Raw genomic sequence first — 17,282 nt, 5'->3', positions numbered from 1 at the left:
CGCTCAGTTGGAGGCTTGCGACGTATCGCGAACCGGCGTGATGTGGTCGCCGTCGCGAACATAGGCGCCGGCCTTGGCGACGACATCATCACCGGCTTTCAGGCCCTTGAGGATCTCGACATAGCCTGCATCCTGGATACCGGTTTCAACGCTCACGAACTTGACCACGCCGTTTTCGACCTTGCGGGCGGAAGAACCGTTTTCCTCGCTGTTGACTGCCGTCAGCGGCAGCGCGACGCCATCCTCCTGGCGAATGATGATCTCGGCGCTTCCATACATGCCGGCACGAGCCTTCTCGCCATCGTCGATCGTGATATGCACCGCGCCGAGGCGGGTGACGGCATCGACGATCGGGGCGACGAGACGGACAGTTCCGGCGAGTTTCTCGCGGCGGCCGGAAAGCGCGATCAAGGCTTTCTGTCCGTTCGTGATCTTGGTGATATCGCTCTCGGACACATCGACCACCAGTTCGAGCTGGCTGTCGCGGATGATGGTGAAGAGCGGATCGCCATTGCCGTTGGCGATGGCGCCGACGCGGGCATTGCGCGAGGCGACAGTGCCGGCGACGGGGGTCTTGATGCCAGTTCTGGCAAGCTTCAGGTCGGTATCGGCGATCTGACTGTCGGTAACCTTCAGATCGGCTTCTGCAACGGCGATCGCCTGCTCGGCGGAAACGACGCGCGCTTTGTTGGCAGCGGCGGCGGCATTCGCCTGTTCCACCGAGGAGGTCGACATCGTGCCCTTGGCGCCCATCGTGACGGCGCGAACACGCTGCAATTCGGCCTCTTCGGCATTGGCGCGGGCTTCCGTGAGCTGTGCGTGCAATTGCGCAAGGCTTGCCTCGCCCTTGGCCCGCGTCGCCTGCATCTGGCTCTTCTGCAGAACCAGAGCATCATCGTTCAGCGTGGCAAGAGTGCTGTTCGCCGTCACCTTGTCACCGACATCTGCATTGAGCGAGCGGATCGAGAGGCCGTCCACCTGCGGCTGGATGTAGACCTCCTCGACGGCCTTCACCGTGCCGGTTGCGACGACCTTGTCGGTCAGGTGGCGCATCGTGGCGGTGGTGATGACGATTGCGGGCAGGTTCTGCTTCGGCGTGGTAACCGGTGGCTCTTCTGCCAGGGCGGCCGGTGCGGCCAGCAGGGAAAGCAGGATGGCAGTCGTGCTCAGAAGTCTAAACGGCGTGAGGGCCATGCGTCCAGTTCCAGTTCGGTATTGTCAAAGGGATTTCGCTGTTTTCCGTCGCGAACACGGGGAATCACTGCATGCGAGCCGGCTTCCCCCGGCGGATCAATATCCGTCTGTCATGCCTTGCAGATCCTCATCCTAAAATTGCCCTAGTAGATGGGAGCGGTTTTCAATTCTCGCAAGATCACGAGAAAATGATTTCGCGGGCACTTCTATCGTTTACAACCATGCGAAGCAATCACGGCATTGTGATGTCAGCATTCGAATAATTGATAGCCGAGGGCTTTTCAGGCAATTGCTGCGAGAAAGCCAGCCTTTTGTTGCCGCTGTTACAAAATGAAAAAAACGCGCGAGGCCGGAAACCTCGCGCGTTTTCGTCTCTGTGAGTGCTCCGAGCTTATTTCAGAGCAGCGTCCGTGATCTCATGCGTATAGGCGCCGGACGGCTTCTTGTTGATGATCTTCTGATCGAGCAGGGCTTCGACGGTGCGGTCATAGGTCTTCATGTCGAGCTTGCCGTTGCCGATCAGCTTGGCGACTTCGCCCGCCATGCGCTTCTGGTGGTTTTCATCCTGGCCGCCATTGTCCATGACGATTTCCGCGGCCTCATCTGGATGCTCGACGGCATATTTCCAGCCCTTCAGCGAAGCGCGGACGAACTTCACCATATCGGCCTTGAACTTCGCATCCTTCAGCTTGTCTTCCTTGACGTAAAGGCCGTCTTCCAGAAGGTCGTTGCCGAGCTTGGTGTAGTTGAAGACGGTCAGGTCTTCGGCCTTGAAGCCGGCATCGATCGCCTGCCAGTATTCGTTATAGGTCATTACGGAGATGCAATCGGCCTGCTTCTGGACGAGGGGCTGCACGTCGAAGCTCTGTTTCAGCACGTTGACGCCATCCTTGCCGCCGTCGGTCTTCAGGCCGAGTTTGTGCATCCAGGCGAAGAAGGGATATTCGTTGCCGTAGAACCAGACGCCGAGGGTGTGCCCCTTGAAATCCTTCTCCGTCTTGACCGGGCCGTCCTTCGGGCAGATCAGCTCCAGACCGGATTTTTCGAAGGGCTGCGCGATGTTGATGAGCGGCACGCCCTTTTCGCGGGCGACCAGCGCTCCACCCATCCAATCGACGATCACGTCGGCGCCGCCGCCGGCGATCACCTGCTCCGGAGCGATATCAGGCCCGCCCGCCTTGATATCGACATCGAGGCCTTCTTCCTTGTAGAAGCCCTTGTCCTTGGCGACGAAATAGCCGCCGAACTGAGCCTGGGCCACCCATTTCAGCTGCAGCGTCAACTTATCCGCCGCCATCGCGCCCTGGGTAGCGGCAAGCGTCATGGCACTTGCCATCAATGCAAACATTATTTTTTTCATGTCTTCACCCTTTCCCTCTGAAGTTATGCCTTGATCCCTTGAAAGAGATCCTGGATTACGTCTGCCCACCACGGATAGACGGATGCCAGAACGTCACCATTCGTTCGATGATGGCGACGATACCGTAAAAGACGGAGCCGGCGATCGCGGCAACCGCGATCTCGGCCCAGACCATATCGAGGTTCAACCGGCCATTTTCGGTTGAAATACGAAAACCCATGCCCGACATGGGCGTACCGAAGAACTCCGCCACGATGGCACCAATCATCGCCAGGGTCGAGTTGATCTTCAGCGCGTTGAAAATAAACGGGGCGGCGGCCGGAAGCCGCAGCTTGAACAGCGTCTGCCAGTAGCTCGATGCATAGGTGCGCATCAGGTCGCGCTCCATGTTGCCGGCAGCGGCAAGGCCCGTCACCGTGTTCACCAGCATCGGGAAGAAGGTCATGATGACGACGACGGCTGCTTTCGATTGCCAGTCGAAGCCGAACCACATGACCATGATCGGAGCGACGCCAATGATCGGCAAGGCCGAAACGAAATTGCCGATGGGCAGCAGACCGCGGCGCAGGAACGCGAAGCGGTCCGCGAGAATGGCGACGATGAAGCCGCTGGCGCAGCCGATGATGTAGCCGATCAGGACAGCGGTGAGGATCGTCTGGCGGACATCGATCCACAATGTCGGAATCGAATTGGCGATCCTGGAGCCGATGGCACTCGGCGGCGGCAGCAGAACCAGAGAAACGCCGGCGCCGCGAGTGACGGCTTCCCAGATGATCAATATCCATATGCCGAAGATCGCCGGGATCAGCAGCCGCAGCGTATAGTTGCCGGCGGTCGAATGCGAACGCATCGACGACAGGACGGAAACGCAGCGCCAAGCCAGCAACCATGAAGCGGCAATCAGAATGAAGAAGGACACTTGCGCCTTGCCTTCATTGCCGGAAATGCCGGCAAGCAGCAGCCATGCCGCCGCATGCGCGCCGAAGAAGAGGGTCGCCGCGCTCAGGTCCGCAGATAGGCGCATGAAGGAGAGGGCGGCCGCTGCGGCAATCAGAATGAAGATGACGAAGGTCGTTCCGCTGCTGACGGGTGCCGCGGCATCCGCCGCAAGCAGCGGCAAGGCGGGGACCGCCAACAGACAGAGAAGAATGGCAAGCACGCCCTGCCAGGAGAAATGAAAGGATCTCATGCCGTTCTGCCTCCCATCGAGCGCTCGACGATGCGGGCAGCAATGCCGACGATACCGACGAGAACGGCCGCGAGCACAGAGCCTGCGACGAGAGCGGCCCATATATCGATCGTCTGGCTGTAATAGGAGCCGGCGAGCAGCTTTGCGCCGATGCCGGCGACCGCGCCCGTCGGCAGCTCGCCGACGATCGTTCCGACGAGACTTGCGGCGATCGCGACCTTCATGGAGGTGAAGAGGAAAGGGATCGAAGCCGGCACGCGCAGCTTCCAGAAGGTCTGCCAGCTGCTGGCGTTATAGGTGCGCATCAGGTCGAGATGCATGATCTCCGGCGAGCGCAGGCCCTTCGTCATGCCGACGGTGACGGGGAAGAACGACAGATAGGTGGAAATCAGCGCCTTGGGGATCAGCCCGTCTATGCCAAGCGCACTGAAGACGACGATGATCGTCGGCGCGATGGCGAGGATCGGAATCGTCTGCGACGCGATGATCCAGGGCATCAGACTGCGGTCGAGCGCCACGAGATGAACGATGCCGACTGCAAAGAGGACGCCGAGAATCGTTCCGAAGGCAAAACCGACCGCCGTCGGCGCCAGCGTCACCCACGCATTATAGACGAGGCTGCGATTGCTGGTGGGTACTCGCAGGAAGGTGTTTTCGAAGACATTCTGCGCAACCTGATGCGGAGCCGGCAGGGTCGGCTTCGGCTGCGTCAGCGTCTTGCCGATGAATTCCAACGTCGTCGGGTTGACATTGCCGCGCCGGTCGAGATCGCGCTGGAATGGTGCGTTGAGGATAATAGCGAAGAGGTACCAGAGCACGATGATCGCCAGGACGATCGCCGTGACCGGCAGGAATTTGTGCCTGAAGAACTGTTCCTTTTCCATGCTCATGCCCTTCCTTGCGCGGGAAGCAGCATGAGGATCATGGCGATGATGCCGAGACCCACGCCGGCAAGCTGCTGCAGGCTCAGCCGTTCGCCAAACACAATGAAGGCGATGACATTGACGACGACGAGCTGCGCGATCGAAGAGGCAGAGATCGCCAGGCCAAGCCCACCTTCGCGCATCAGCCGCACCATCATCAGATTGCCGACGCAATAGAGCGCGAGCGACAGGACCAGCACCAACATGTTGTTGTTGGCGATATAGGCGCGCGAGGCGGTTGCACCGCTGATGAAGATCGCCATCGCGCCGAAAAGCCAGAGGAGGAATTGCGGGTTCATGGCTTAATCCTATTCCTCGTAGCTGTGTCCGGCCCGCAAGCCTTCCCGGACGCGGTGGGCGATTTCGAGAAATTCCGGTGTTTCGCGAATGCCGAGCGGTCGCTCCGCCGGAAGCGTCGATTCGATGACATCGGTGACGCGGCCCGGTCGCGGCGACATCACCACGATCTTGGTGGAGAGGTAGACCGCTTCCGGTATGGAGTGGGTGACGAAACAGATGGTCTTGTTCGTCTGTTTCCACAGCTTCAGAAGCTGTTCGTTCAGGTGGTCGCGGACGATTTCGTCAAGCGCGCCGAAGGGCTCGTCCATCAGCAGCAGATCGGCATCGAAGGCAAGCGCACGGGCGATCGAGGCACGCTGCTGCATGCCGCCGGAAAGCTGCCAGGGAAATTTATGTTCGAAGCCGTTAAGATTGACGAGTTCCAGCGTCCGGGCGATGCGCTTGGCCTGCTCTTGCTTGTCATAACCCATGATCTCGAGCGGCAGGGCGATGTTCTTCTCGATCGTGCGCCAGGGATAGAGGGCTGCGGCCTGAAAGACGTAGCCGTAGGCACGAGCCTTGCGGGCATCTTCCGGCGACATGCCATTGACGCTGATATCGCCCGATGTCTTGCGCTCGAGATCGGCGATGACGCGCAGGAACGTGGTCTTGCCGCAGCCGGAAGGGCCGATGAAGGAGACGAAATCGCCCTTGCGAACATCGAGATCGACATTGCTCAGCGCATGCACCGGCCCGTCGTTCGTATTGTAGGTGAGACAGAGATTCCGCGCGGAGACGACGGAGGAAGCGGATGACGTCATTAACACCTACCAGTCCTGTTTTCGCCGCATGGTTGGGGCGGATTGCGTGTTATCCTGTTTGGCATTGCCGCAGTCCGGAAAGGCGAGGGCGCCTTGTGGCTGCTGGACCGAGGGGAGCAATGCCATGAGTGTCTCATCGAAGCCCACCTGCCGTATCGTGCGGCCCGGCGGCACCTATGCCGGAAAACAGGGCTTCAGCTATTTCGAAGGGATTGCCGCCGAGACAGTGGGCTCGACGGGGATTTGCATGCATCTTTTGACCATCCCGCCGGGCGCCCGCGCCAAGGCGCATCTTCACGCCTCGCATGAGACGGCGATCTACGCCATTTCCGGCGAGACGCATTGCTGGTACGGCGACGAGCTGGAAGAGCATGTCATCGTGCACGAGGGCGAGATGTTCTATATTCCGGCCGGCGTTCCGCATCTTCCCGCCAATCTCAGCGACCGGCCGGCGACGGCGGTCATCGCCCGCACCGACCCGAACGAGCAGGAAAGCGTCGTGCTGCTGCCCGATCTGGAGCGGTATGTGCCGCGCTAGAGCTGTTTCGCTTTTCTTCGAATCGCAAAAATGCTCTATCTCTTTGTTTTTATACAATTCCGGACGGAAAACCGCTACGCACTTTTCCTGGAATTGCTCTAGGCGGCCGATGAGCCGAAGCGCCGTGCCCAAGCGTCATACCCCGCTGGCGGGGATGCCGCTGCGCTGCACCTTGCGTGGTGCGGTGACTTCTTTCCAGGTGGAAAGCGCCCGGTTGACGGCGGTGAAAGGTTCGCGCTTGACGAACTCGCCGTGGCCCTCCCTGGTCTTGACCGTGCCTTCCTCGATGGCAACGACGCCACGCGTCAGCGTATAGCGCGGCAGGCCGGTGACTTCCTTGCCCTCGAAGACATTGTAGTCGATCGCCGACTGCTGCGTCTTGGCGGCGATGGTCTTAGAACGCTTCGGATCCCAGACGACGATATCGGCATCGGCGCCGACGAGGATCGCGCCCTTCTTCGGATAGACGTTGAGGATTTTGGCGATGTTGGTCGAGGTGACGGCGACGAATTCGTTCATCGTCAGGCGGCCGGTGTTGACGCCATAGGTCCAGAGCATCGGCAGGCGATCCTCAAGGCCGCCGGTGCCGTTCGGGATCTTGGTGAAGTCGTTGAGGCCGAAGCGCTTCTGCTCGGTCGTAAAGGCGCAGTGGTCGGTCGCGACCACCTGCAGCGAGCCGGAGGCCAGGCCGGCCCAGAGGCTGTCCTGATGCTGCTTGTTGCGGAAGGGCGGCGACATGACACGGCGGGCGGCATGGTCCCAATCCGCATTGGCATATTCGGTTTCGTCCAGCGTCAGGTGCTGGATTAGCGGCTCGCCATAGACACGCATGCCCTTCTGACGGGCGCGGCGGATGGCTTCGTGCGCCTGTTCGCAGGAGGTGTGGACGATATAGACGGGCGAACCGGCCATGTCGGCGATCATGATGGCGCGGTTCGTCGCCTCGCCTTCGACCTCGGCCGGTCGGGAATAGGCATGCGCCTCCGGACCGTTGTTGCCTTCGGCCAGCAGCTTTGCCTGCATCTGCGCGACCACATCGCCGTTTTCGGCGTGGACGAGCGGCAGGGCACCAAGCTCGGCGCAGCGCTGGAAGGAGGAGAACATCTCGTCGTCATCGACCATCAGCGCGCCTTTATAGGCCATGAAGTGCTTGAAGGTGTTGATGCCCTTGTCGCGGACGACGGCTTCCATCTCGTTGAAGACCTGTTCGCCCCACCAGGTGATCGCCATGTGGAAGGAGTAGTCGCAGGTCGCGCGGGTGGATTTGTTGTCCCACATGGTCAGGGCTTCGAGCAGCGACTGGCCGGGCGAGGGGAGCGCGAAGTCGACAACCATCGTCGTGCCGCCGGCAAGGGCCGCGCGGGTGCCGCTCTCGAAATCGTCGGAGGAGTAGGTACCCATGAATGGCATTTCGAGATGCGTATGCGGATCGATGCCGCCGGGCATGACATAGCAGCCGGAAGCATCCAGCACTTCTTTGCCCGAGAGATTCTGCCCGATTTCGACGATCTTGCCGCCTTCAATCTTCACATCCGCCTTATAGGTCAGGTCGGCCGTGACGATGGTTCCACCCTTGATGACTGTGCTCATGGTGTTTGTTCCCTGTTTTTTAGATTCTGACATCCTCGGCGCCCCCTCATCCGACCCTTCGGGCCACCTTCTCCCCGAGGGGAGAAGGAGATTTCTGTCGTACCTTCGATGTCAAACAAGAGCCGATCAGCGAAGACCGTTGTTCCCGCCTTCTCCCCTTGGGGAGAAGGTGCCCGAAGGGCGGATGAGGGGGCATGGTTCGAATATGTCACTCGCTTATTTCCCCCGTCGGCTGATCGCAGGATAGAAGCGCAGAATGTCGTCTCTTTCGAATATCCGCCCGTCAAGTGCAGCCAAAATCGTCTCAAGAACCGCTCGCCGCTCGCTGGTGATCTCATGATTCCAAAATCTCAGCACCGAATAGCCATGCATGTTGAGCCAACGCGTACGAATGGCGTCAGAAGGGGATCTGGCATGCTGGAAGCCGTCGATCTCGACGATCAGCGATTTATCGCGACAGAGGAAATCAACCACGTAGGGTCCGAGCGGGATCTGCCTTGCAAATTTGTGTCCATTCAGCCTGTGGTCACGCAGATCGCTCCAGAGGCGATATTCTTCCTCAGTGTTGGTTTTTCGAAGGCGGCGAGCTTGCTGGGTTTTGCCGGGGCGGCGTTTGGTGATGTCGTCGTTGTCCGGCATCCGTGCCGCCCCCCTCATCCGACCCTTCGGGCCACCTTTTCCCCGAGGGGAGAAGGGGATTCCTGCCGCACCTTCCATGTGAAACGATAGCTTTTCAGCCAGGATCGCGTATGTCGTGTCGGCAATCGCAGCAAATTCCCCCTTCTCTCCTCGGGGAGAAGGTGCCCGAAGGGCGGATGAGGGGGATGATTGGGCGCGAGCCGTGATCAAGCCACGATCTCCGCTGTCTCGACGACTGCGTGGAACAGGACATCCGCGCCGGCGGTCGCCCATTCCTTGGAGATTTCTTCCGCCTCGTTGTGGGAGAGGCCGCCGACGCAGGGGCACATGACCATGGTGGCGGGGGCGACCTTGGCGGCCCAGCAGGCATCGTGACCGGCGCCGGAGATGATGTTCATGTGGCTGTAGCCGAGTTTCTCGGCCGCGCTGCGCACGGAGGTGACGAGCTTCGGATCGAAGGTTACCGGTTCGAAATGGCCGATGGCTTCGACCGAGCAGCCGACGCCGAGGGCATCGGCGATCTTCTTGCCTTCGGTTTCGATCTTGGTACGCATGCGATCGAGCTTTTCTTTGTCGGGCGTGCGGATGTCGACGGTGAAAACCACCTTGCCGGGAAGCACGTTGCGCGAATTTGGCGAGAAGAAGACCTGGCCGACGCCGCCGACGGCGCCCGGCTGGTTTTCCATCGCGACGCTCTGCACCATCTCGATGATCCGTGACATGGCGAGGCCGGCATTGACACGCATGGCCATCGGCGTCGAACCGGTATGCGCTTCCTTGCCGGTCAGCGTGAATTCCAGCCACCAAAGGCCCTGACAGTGCGTGACGACGCCAATAGTCTTGTTCTCGGCCTCGAGGATCGGGCCCTGCTCGATGTGGTATTCGAAATAGGCATGCATCCTGCGCGCGCCGACCTCTTCGTCGCCAAGCCAGCCGATGCGCTTCAACTCGTCACCGTAGGTCTTGCCGTCCGGATCCTTGCGGCCATAGGCGTAGTCCAGTGTGTGCACGCCGGCAAAGACGCCGGAGGCGAGCATGGCGGGTGCGAAGCGCGCACCCTCTTCGTTGGCCCAGTTGGTGACGACGATCGGGTGCTTGGTCTTGATGCCGAGATCGTTCATCGTGCGGACGACTTCGAGCGCCGCGAGCACGCCGAGAACGCCGTCATATTTGCCGCCGGTCGGCTGGGTGTCGAGATGCGAACCGACATAGACGGGCAGCGCATCCGGGTCGGTGCCGGGGCGGGTCGCGAACATCGTGCCCATCTTGTCGACGCCGACGGTCAGGCCGGCCTTGTCACACCAACTCTTGAAAAGGCTGCGCCCTTCGGCATCGGCATCGGTCAGCGTTTGGCGATTGTTGCCGCCGGCAATGCCGGGGCCGATTTTCGCCATGTCCATCAGCGTATCCCAAAGGCGATCGCCATTGATACGCATGTTTTCTCCTGGCGCTGCCACCATGATGCAATCCTCACCTGTTTGTCCCAGAGCATGCAAGGTGCATGCCCGAAATTGTTCCCGTTGGCCTTATTTCAAATTCCGGAGCGTCGTCTTGTTTTTCTTGCCCGGAAATCGCCAGTTGCCTTTAGCGGACATCTGACGGATAATTTGACCGATTGGTAAACATTACAACTTCCGTGGCGCGGCTCAAGACGAAAAGCACGAAAAATTCCGATAAAATTTCAGGCGATTGCCCAAATCGGATGCATCGACAGGGTGAATGAGGGAACGGCCGAAAGGCTTGGATTTCAAGGAGAAACAGAGCAGACATGGCCATCCCCAGAGCCGCCAGGACACAGCGCCGCACCCGAATCCAGGAAGAGAAAGAGGAAATCATACTGGAAGCCGCGCTGGATGTATTTTCCGTCAGCGGTTTCCGCGGCTCGACTATCGATCAGATCGCCGAAGTCGCTGGCATGTCGAAGCCCAATCTGCTCTACTATTTCCGCACAAAAGAGGCGATGCATCGGGCTTTGATCGACCGGGTGCTGTTTACCTGGCTGGAGCCGTTGCGCGCTTTCGATGCCAACGGCAACCCCGAAAGCGAGATCCGTTCCTATATCCGCCGCAAGCTCGAAATGGCACGGGATTTTCCCCGCGAAAGCCGGCTTTTTGCCAATGAAATGCTGCAGGGGGCGCCGCATGTGGAGGACGAGCTGCGCGGACCTCTAAAGGCCCTCGTCGATGAGAAGGTGGAAGTTATCCGCGCGTGGGCAAAAGCCGGCAAGATCGCCAAATGCGATCCCTATCACCTGATCTTTTCGATCTGGTCTACCACGCAACATTACGCCGACTTTGATGTGCAGGTGCGCGCCGTGCTTGGCGACGAGCATTCGGGCGAGGGACGCTTCGAGGACGCCGCCCGCTACCTGGAGCAGCTTTTCGTCGACGGGCTTCGGATTCGTCATAGCTGAGCGGTGGCGCGATCTCGGAAGCATAGCGCTGCATATCGCAGGTGAACGAGTTAAAGTTCTCTAATTCGATCGTACGGATCTCGGTTACGAAGAAGGCGGCCGCAAGCTGCGACCGCCTTTTGAATGCTTGCCGATATTGCCGCAGTTATTCCGCCGCCTGACGTGCCATCGGATTGTTCGGATGGGTCGTCCAGTTGGCATAGTTGGGGTCGACGATCTTGCCGGTGCGCTTGTCGAGGCTGCCTGCCGGCAATTCTTCCATGGTGATGCAGTTCTCGACGGGACAGACGCTGACGCAGAGATTGCAGCCGACGCATTCCTCGTCCATCACCTCAAAATGTCTTGCACCGTCGACCATGTTGGTGATTGCCTGATGCGAGGTATCCTCGCAGGCAATATAGCAACGGCCGCACTTGATGCAGGCGTCCTGGTCGATCTTGGCCTTAGCGATGTAGTTGAGGTTAAGGTACTGCCAGTCGGAGACATTCGGTACGGCGCGGCCGGTGATGTCGTCCAGGCTGCGGTGGCCCTTTTCGTCCATCCAATCAGAAAGGCCTGATATCATCTCCTCAACGATCTTGAAGCCGTAGGTCATGGCCGCCGTGCAGACCTGCACGTTGCCGGCGCCTAGCACCAGGAATTCCGCCGCATCGCGCCAGGTCGTGACGCCGCCGATGCCTGATATCGGCAGGCCATAGGTTTCCGCATCGCGGGCGATCTCGGCCACCATGTTCAGCGCGATCGGCTTGACGGCCGGGCCGCAGTAGCCGCCGTGACTGCCCTTGCCGCCGACGGTCGGGTTCGGGGCGAAATTGTCGAGATCGACCGAGACAATCGAGTTGATCGTGTTGATCAGCGACACTGCATCCGTGCCGCCGGCCTTGGCGGCACGGGCGGGCTTGCGGATATCGGTGATATTAGGCGTCAACTTAGTGATGACGGGCATGCGGGTGTACTGCTTGCACCAGCGCACAACCATTTCGATATATTCCGGCACCTGTCCGACCGCGGAGCCCATGCCGCGTTCGGACATGCCATGCGGACAGCCGAAGTTGAGTTCGATGCCGTCGGCGCCTGTCTCTTCGACCAGCGGCAGGATTGCCTTCCAGGCCTGTTCCTCACAAGGCACCATGATTGAGGCGATCAAGGCGCGATCCGGCCAGTTCATCTTCACCTGCTTCATTTCCCGCAGGTTGGTATAGAGGTCGCGGTCGGTAATCAGCTCGATGTTGTTGAGGCCGAGCAAACGGCGGTCGGCGCCCCAGATCGCGCCGTAACGCGGGCCGTTGACGTTGACGACAGGAGGGCCTTCTTCACCGAGTGTCTTCCAGACGACGCCGCCCCAGCCTGCCTTGAAAGCGCGCTCGACGTTGTAGGCCTTATCGGTCGGCGGCGCGGAAGCCAGCCAGAACGGGTTCGGGGATTTGATGCCAACGAAATTATTGCGGAGATCAGCCATGTCGGTTCTCCTTTCAGGCGACTGCAACGGCCGGCGTGGCGGCAGCGAGCGCACGGTTGATGGATTCGGCCGCGTCGCGGCCCTGTGCCACGGCCGAGACCGTCAGGTCGTCGCCACCAAGCACGCAGTCGCCGCCGGCCCATACGCCGTCGATCGAGGTTCGGCCTTCGCCATCGATGGCGATACGGCCGGATTCCATACGCAGCGCGCCGAGGCCCGATGCTTCGAACGTCTGGCCGATCGCCTTGAAGATCTGGTCGGCGACGATGACGCCGACATCGCCGGTGCCAACGAGCTTGCCGTTACGCAGCTCGGTATACTCGACCTCGATACCCGCGACCTTGCCGTCCTTGTCGAGGATGCGCTTCGGGGCGAGCCAATGACGGATGATGACGCCCTTGGAGGCGGCCAAATCCTGCTCGAATTCCGAGGCGTTCATGTGTTCCTTGCCGCGGCGGTAGCAGATCGTCACCTCTTCGGCGCCAAGCAGTTTTGCCTGCACGGCTGCGTCGATCGCGGTCATGCCGCCGCCGAGAACGACGACGCGGCGGCCGATGGCGATATCGGCCTTGCTGCCAGCCTGACGCAGATCGGCGATGTAGGCGACAGCATCGGCGACGCCATCGAGATCCTCACCTTCGGCACGCAGCGCGTTGACGCTGGCAAGCCCGAGGCCTAGGAAGACGGCGTCATATTGCTGAGAAAGATCGGAAAGGCTGAAGTCGCGGCCGAGCGCGTGGCCGTTCCTCACCTCGATGCCGCCGATGGCGAGCACGTAGTCGACTTCCTTCTGCGCGAAATCGTCGACTGCCTTATAGGTGGCGATACCGTATTCGTTCAGGCCACCGGCCTTCTCGCGGGCATCGAAGATGGTGACGTCATGACCGTTGACGGCGAGACGATGCGCACAGGCAAGCCCGGCCGGACCGGCGCCGATGACGGCGATCTTCTTGCCCGTGGAAGCGGCGCGCGTATAGAACTGCTTGTTTTCAGCCATCGCCGTGTCGGTTGCGTAGCGCTGAAGCCGACCGATCTCGACCGGACGCTCTTCGGCAGTGTTGCGCACACAAGCCTGCTCGCAGAGCTGTTCGGTGGGACAGACGCGGGCGCACATGCCGCCGAGGATGTTCTGATCGAAGATCGTCTTGGCCGAGCCGATCGGATTGCCCGTCGAGATCTGGCGGATGAACATCGGAATGTCGATGGAGGTGGGACAGGCCGTCATGCACGGCGCGTCGTAGCAGAAATAGCATCGGTCGGATGCGACCAGCGCCTCGTGTTTGTTGAGGCGCGGGTGAAGATCGGAAAAGTTTGCATCATATTCGGCGGGCGTGAGCCTGCCTTTATGAATCCCAGTTTCCAGTCGTCCCATTGAAGTTCCCTCTTATAGTAAACGGCTAGTGCTGGAACGGTAACTCAGCTTAAAAAATTTATCAAACGGTAAAATTTTTATCGCAAAGCGTGCTTCGATACGCCCTCCTGTTGGGGAACGAGAACATTTTCGTCGCTGGAGTTTTTGTTTTAAAGCTATGATTTAAATAGTTTTTCTTCTTCTCTGTAGAAGGCTCGCAAGGGCTTAAAACCTCACAATGACTGCGAGCGCCCGGCTGCGATCGGAGGGCCGCCATGTCAGAGGTTGCGCTGAAATGTAAAAAGCCGATGAATTTTTTTGGATCTGGGTGGAACCAAGGCTTTGCAGCATCGTTATGTCGATGTCCTGATGATGATGATCGCATCTCCTGATGCACGCCCAATACGTCTCAGGACTCTACTCACGGTCCCCTCCCGATGAGTGCAAAGCAGCCAGTGCGCCGCCCTCGCACTGGCTGTTTTATTTTGTTCTCGCCGCCCGCTTCAGCGGCGTCTCAGGATTTCATATTCAGTTTCGGGAATGGTGAGCCGATAGCCGATGCTGCCGTCGTCAATGGCAAAGTCTGCGCGGCCATTCATGGACGTCGGCACGACGCGTTCGAGCACCGTGCGGCTGAAACTATTGTCCTCGAATTCATGGTCAGCAGGCGCGTAGAAACGTTCAGACCAGGCGACTTCAATCGCCTTCTTGCCGTCGAGCTCCGCTTCCTTGCAGTTCAGCGTGATGCTGGTGGCGCCGGTCGAGATGGCGCCATGCGAGGCGGAGTTGACGATGAGCTCATGCAGAGCAAGCCCCAAATGCACGGCAGCATTGGGTGTCAGATGCGCATTGATGCCATAGATCGGCATGGGCACGCCTGCATCGGGCCAATAGGGGGCGAACTGCTTTTCCGCCAGTTCGAACAAATATGCACCGCGCCAGCTGGAATCAGTGATGAGATCCTGCGAATTCGACAGGGATTGCAGGCGGCCGCGGAATTTGATGAGGAAATTATCGACGGAAAGCGTGTGGCGGGCAGTCTGCGTGGCGATGCCCTGAATGATGGCGAGCAAGTTCTTGGAGCGATGCGACAGCTCGCGCAGCAGCGACTTCAGCACTTTTTCGCGGTGGCGGCTCTCGGTGATTTCGGAGATAACGGACAACACGCCCTGCGGCTTGCGCCCGCCGATGCGCTCCATTTTCAGCTCGTAGACGCGTGCGCCGTCGCCACTGGCGATCTCAACCTCGGCGGTTGCCGGCTTGCCGCTTTCGAGCACGCCCCGCTTCAAACGCAAAAGATGCTCGCCATCCTTTTCTCCAAAGAGATGCGAGTCATTGCCGCCTATGACGACAGACGACTGCAGGTGGTCCGGCAGATTGTCAGCATAGCGGATCGAAAGATTTACATCCTGGAACAGGATGGACACACTGGCGCTCGCAAGCGCCCGCTCCATCAGAGCGGCTTTGCCTTCCAAACTCAAAGGCGCGCCGGGTAATGGTTCAGACGTATTCACCGGCTTGCCTTTCACACGCATTTCGAGAACCCCGCCGATAGGGCATTCTCACTCGTAACAACTTGAACCGACCTATAGAATCGCCCCGGATAACAGTCGGTAAACCGGCCGTTTCGAACCCAAACGCCCGGTTAAAGTCTTTGTTCCGCCACGGGGTTTTCACTTGAATCAGGCGGCCACCTTTGTGGTTTCGTTAAAGAAAAGTGCCTGGCTGATGAGAGCCTTCACCATGTCTGGATTGAAAGGCTTGGTCACGAGGAAGGTCGGCTCCGGCCGCTCACCGGTCAGAAGCCGCTCGGGGAAGGCGGTGATGAAGATCACCGGGATGCTGGCGGTCTTGAGGATGTCGTTGACGGCGTCGATGCCCGAGCTGCCGTCGGCAAGCTGAATGTCGGCAAGCACCATGCTCGGCTTTGTCGCATTGTAAAGCGCGACCGCCTCGGAATGCGTGCGCGCGATGCCGGTGACGCGATGGCCGAGGCTTTCCACCATCTGCTCGATATCCATGGCGATCAGCGGCTCGTCCTCGATGATCATGATATCCGTTGCCACCTGGCGCGAGATTTCCTGGGAGGCGGTATCGAGCAGGTGCATGGCATCGCTTTCGGAGACATCGAGGATATCGGCGATCTCGCCGAGGCGGAAACTTTCGACAGATGCGAGCAGGAAAGCCTGTCGTGCAAGCGGCGAGACCTTGGAAAGGTTTACGGATGCGCGCTGTTCCCAGGCGAAAGGAGAGGCCGGTTCAGGAATCTGAAGTGTCACGGAACCGAACAGCTTCGTGAACAGTTTATAGAGGGCGACGCGGTCGCTGTCCGTGTCCGGAAAGATGGATATGTCGGCGATGATGGCTTCCAAAACCGCAGCAACATAGGCGTCCCCCGACGTCTGCGTTCCGGTCAAAGCACGTGAATAACGCCGCAAATAAGGAAGATGCGGCGCAATGCGTGTGGAAAGTGTCATCAATGGCTCCCGCCTTTATCAAATTCTAATTAAATACAGCCCAGAGGCCGCAATGACTAACAAACGTCAGTTGAGTAAAAAAGTTCCTCTTTGTCGGAACTTTTTTTAGGCAGTCGCATTACAATGCTTACAATAGGTCGACTTCAACCTTTACGATTCGTTAGGCAATTGTTTTGAATGAGGTCAACCGCTCTCCCGGACGGGAGGCAAGGGCGCCCCTTATCCATGAACGCGAGACAATTGAGAAGCGAGCAGGCCAAATGACTATCCAGAATCACGAGGATGCAGACAAGAAGACTTCTGATCTGCGCGCGATGGATATCCTCGACCCCAACAATCAGATCGGCAACCGATTGCGCTCGTTCTATGCCGCCGTGCAGGACGAGGCCATTCCCGATCGCTTTCTCGACCTTTTAGAGAAGCTCGATCGGGCTGAGAGTCTGGCCTCGGCAAAGGTCTCCGAATAGGAGGTGCGCGCCATGGAAACGCAAACGAGCTTCAAGCGCGAACTTCTCGCCGCACTGCCGAGCCTCCGAGCTTTTGCCATTTCGCTGACCGGTCGTCATGACCGGGCGGACGATCTTGTCCAGGATACGATCATGAAGGCCTGGGCGAAGCAGGACCATTTCGAGATGGGCACCAATATGAAGGCTTGGCTTTTCACCATCCTGCGCAACGAGCTCTATAGCCAGATGCGCAAGAGCGGCCGTGAAGTGCAGGACAGCGACGGCGTGTTCACCGAATCGATGGCGACGCATCCCTCGCAATATGGCGCCGTCGACCTGCAGGACTTCCGCAAGGCATTGGACCAGCTGCCGCCCGATCAGCGCGAAGCCATCATTCTGGTGGGCGCATCCGGATTTTCCTATGAGGAGGCAGCCGAGATTTGCGGCTGCGCAGTCGGCACCATCAAGAGCCGCGTCAACCGCGCGCGCCAGCGGCTGCAGGAATTGCTGGATATTTCCGGTGAGGCCGATTTTGGCCCGGATGCCACTTCGGCGCCACTGACATCAAAGGCATTCGCCTTCTAACAAAGAAGCCCGGTCTTT

Annotated in this window: 16 protein-coding genes and 1 pseudogene; 4 read left to right on the top strand and 13 right to left on the bottom strand. The window is 59.4% G+C overall.

Annotated elements, in window-relative coordinates; genetic code table 11:
- Window positions 1–3 precede the first annotated feature (3 nt).
- From AC13RM_RS28270 to AC13RM_RS28245, 6 genes are all read right to left on the bottom strand, one after another.
- Window positions 4–1,194, bottom strand: coding sequence for an efflux RND transporter periplasmic adaptor subunit (locus AC13RM_RS28270; RefSeq protein ID WP_285173142.1), 1,191 nt, complete (start codon window positions 1,192–1,194; stop codon window positions 4–6).
- A 391-nt stretch (window positions 1,195–1,585) separates the two neighbouring features.
- Entirely contained in the window at window positions 1,586–2,554 is a 969-nt protein-coding gene (locus tag AC13RM_RS28265; RefSeq protein ID WP_285173145.1) for an ABC transporter substrate-binding protein, read from the bottom strand.
- Between the two features lie 55 nt (window positions 2,555–2,609).
- Window positions 2,610–3,743, bottom strand: coding sequence for an ABC transporter permease (locus AC13RM_RS28260; protein ID WP_285173147.1), 1,134 nt, complete (start codon window positions 3,741–3,743; stop codon window positions 2,610–2,612).
- Window positions 3,740–4,627: an ABC transporter permease gene (locus tag AC13RM_RS28255; protein ID WP_285173148.1), complete on the bottom strand. Its 888-nt coding sequence runs from the start codon at window positions 4,625–4,627 to the stop codon at window positions 3,740–3,742. The genes AC13RM_RS28260 and AC13RM_RS28255 overlap by 4 nt, the downstream gene beginning before the upstream one ends.
- Before the next feature lie 2 nt (window positions 4,628–4,629).
- Window positions 4,630–4,965 carry a hypothetical protein gene (locus AC13RM_RS28250; RefSeq protein ID WP_113229983.1) on the bottom strand — a complete coding sequence of 112 codons (336 nt, stop codon included), beginning with the start codon at window positions 4,963–4,965 and terminating at the stop codon, window positions 4,630–4,632.
- 9 nt (window positions 4,966–4,974) lie between these two features.
- Window positions 4,975–5,766 (bottom strand): ABC transporter ATP-binding protein, encoded by a 792-nt coding sequence (locus AC13RM_RS28245; RefSeq protein WP_113229984.1) that lies wholly within the window; start codon window positions 5,764–5,766, stop codon window positions 4,975–4,977.
- 124 nt (window positions 5,767–5,890) lie between these two features.
- On the opposite strand from AC13RM_RS28245, the gene AC13RM_RS28240 reads away from it, so the two are divergent.
- Window positions 5,891–6,304, top strand: coding sequence for a cupin domain-containing protein (locus tag AC13RM_RS28240; protein ID WP_285173153.1), 414 nt, complete (start codon window positions 5,891–5,893; stop codon window positions 6,302–6,304).
- Between the two features lie 135 nt (window positions 6,305–6,439).
- On the opposite strand, the gene hydA is transcribed toward AC13RM_RS28240, so the two are convergent.
- The 3 genes and pseudogenes from hydA to AC13RM_RS28225 all read right to left on the bottom strand — a co-directional run bounded on the left by hydA (window position 6,440) and on the right by AC13RM_RS28225 (window position 9,993).
- Window positions 6,440–7,894 (bottom strand): dihydropyrimidinase, encoded by a 1,455-nt coding sequence (gene hydA, locus AC13RM_RS28235; protein ID WP_113229986.1) that lies wholly within the window; start codon window positions 7,892–7,894, stop codon window positions 6,440–6,442.
- A gap of 216 nt (window positions 7,895–8,110) precedes the next feature.
- A pseudogene (locus tag AC13RM_RS28230) lies at window positions 8,111–8,733 on the bottom strand (endonuclease domain-containing protein); the annotation flags it as partial.
- A 6-nt stretch (window positions 8,734–8,739) separates the two neighbouring features.
- The gene (locus AC13RM_RS28225; protein ID WP_374815511.1) at window positions 8,740–9,993 is read right to left on the bottom strand and encodes a Zn-dependent hydrolase; all 1,254 of its coding nucleotides are present in this window, start codon (window positions 9,991–9,993) and stop codon (window positions 8,740–8,742) included.
- A 308-nt stretch (window positions 9,994–10,301) separates the two neighbouring features.
- Between AC13RM_RS28225 and AC13RM_RS28220 the strand changes: the two genes are divergently transcribed.
- Complete coding sequence (locus AC13RM_RS28220) at window positions 10,302–10,946, top strand: TetR family transcriptional regulator C-terminal domain-containing protein (RefSeq protein ID WP_015340820.1); 645 nt, start codon at window positions 10,302–10,304, stop codon at window positions 10,944–10,946.
- Between the two features lie 145 nt (window positions 10,947–11,091).
- On the opposite strand, the gene preA is transcribed toward AC13RM_RS28220, so the two are convergent.
- From preA to AC13RM_RS28200, 4 genes are all read right to left on the bottom strand, one after another.
- Window positions 11,092–12,405, bottom strand: coding sequence for an NAD-dependent dihydropyrimidine dehydrogenase subunit PreA (gene preA / locus AC13RM_RS28215; RefSeq protein WP_285173159.1), 1,314 nt, complete (start codon window positions 12,403–12,405; stop codon window positions 11,092–11,094).
- Window positions 12,406–12,418: 13 nt separating this feature from the next.
- The gene (locus AC13RM_RS28210) at window positions 12,419–13,777 is read right to left on the bottom strand and encodes an NAD(P)-dependent oxidoreductase (RefSeq protein WP_488555932.1); all 1,359 of its coding nucleotides are present in this window, start codon (window positions 13,775–13,777) and stop codon (window positions 12,419–12,421) included.
- A 482-nt stretch (window positions 13,778–14,259) separates the two neighbouring features.
- On the bottom strand, window positions 14,260–15,291 hold the full coding sequence (locus AC13RM_RS28205) for a sensor histidine kinase (protein ID WP_113229991.1): 1,032 nt from the start codon (window positions 15,289–15,291) through the stop codon (window positions 14,260–14,262).
- 147 nt (window positions 15,292–15,438) lie between these two features.
- Window positions 15,439–16,233, bottom strand: a complete 795-nt coding sequence (locus AC13RM_RS28200) for a response regulator (protein ID WP_174172144.1) — start codon at window positions 16,231–16,233, stop codon at window positions 15,439–15,441.
- 260 nt (window positions 16,234–16,493) lie between these two features.
- On the opposite strand from AC13RM_RS28200, the gene AC13RM_RS28195 reads away from it, so the two are divergent.
- A complete protein-coding gene (locus tag AC13RM_RS28195) occupies window positions 16,494–16,700 on the top strand; it encodes a NepR family anti-sigma factor (protein WP_113229993.1) in 207 nt (68 codons plus the stop codon).
- Between the two features lie 12 nt (window positions 16,701–16,712).
- Entirely contained in the window at window positions 16,713–17,264 is a 552-nt protein-coding gene (locus tag AC13RM_RS28190) for an RNA polymerase sigma factor (RefSeq protein ID WP_004107036.1), read from the top strand.
- Window positions 17,265–17,282: the final 18 nt, after the last annotated feature.

The organism is Martinezella sp. CNPSo 3732 (assembly GCF_057784515.1).
Note: the sequence above shows the minus strand (reverse complement) of the source record. Positions and strands in the feature narration are given on the sequence as shown.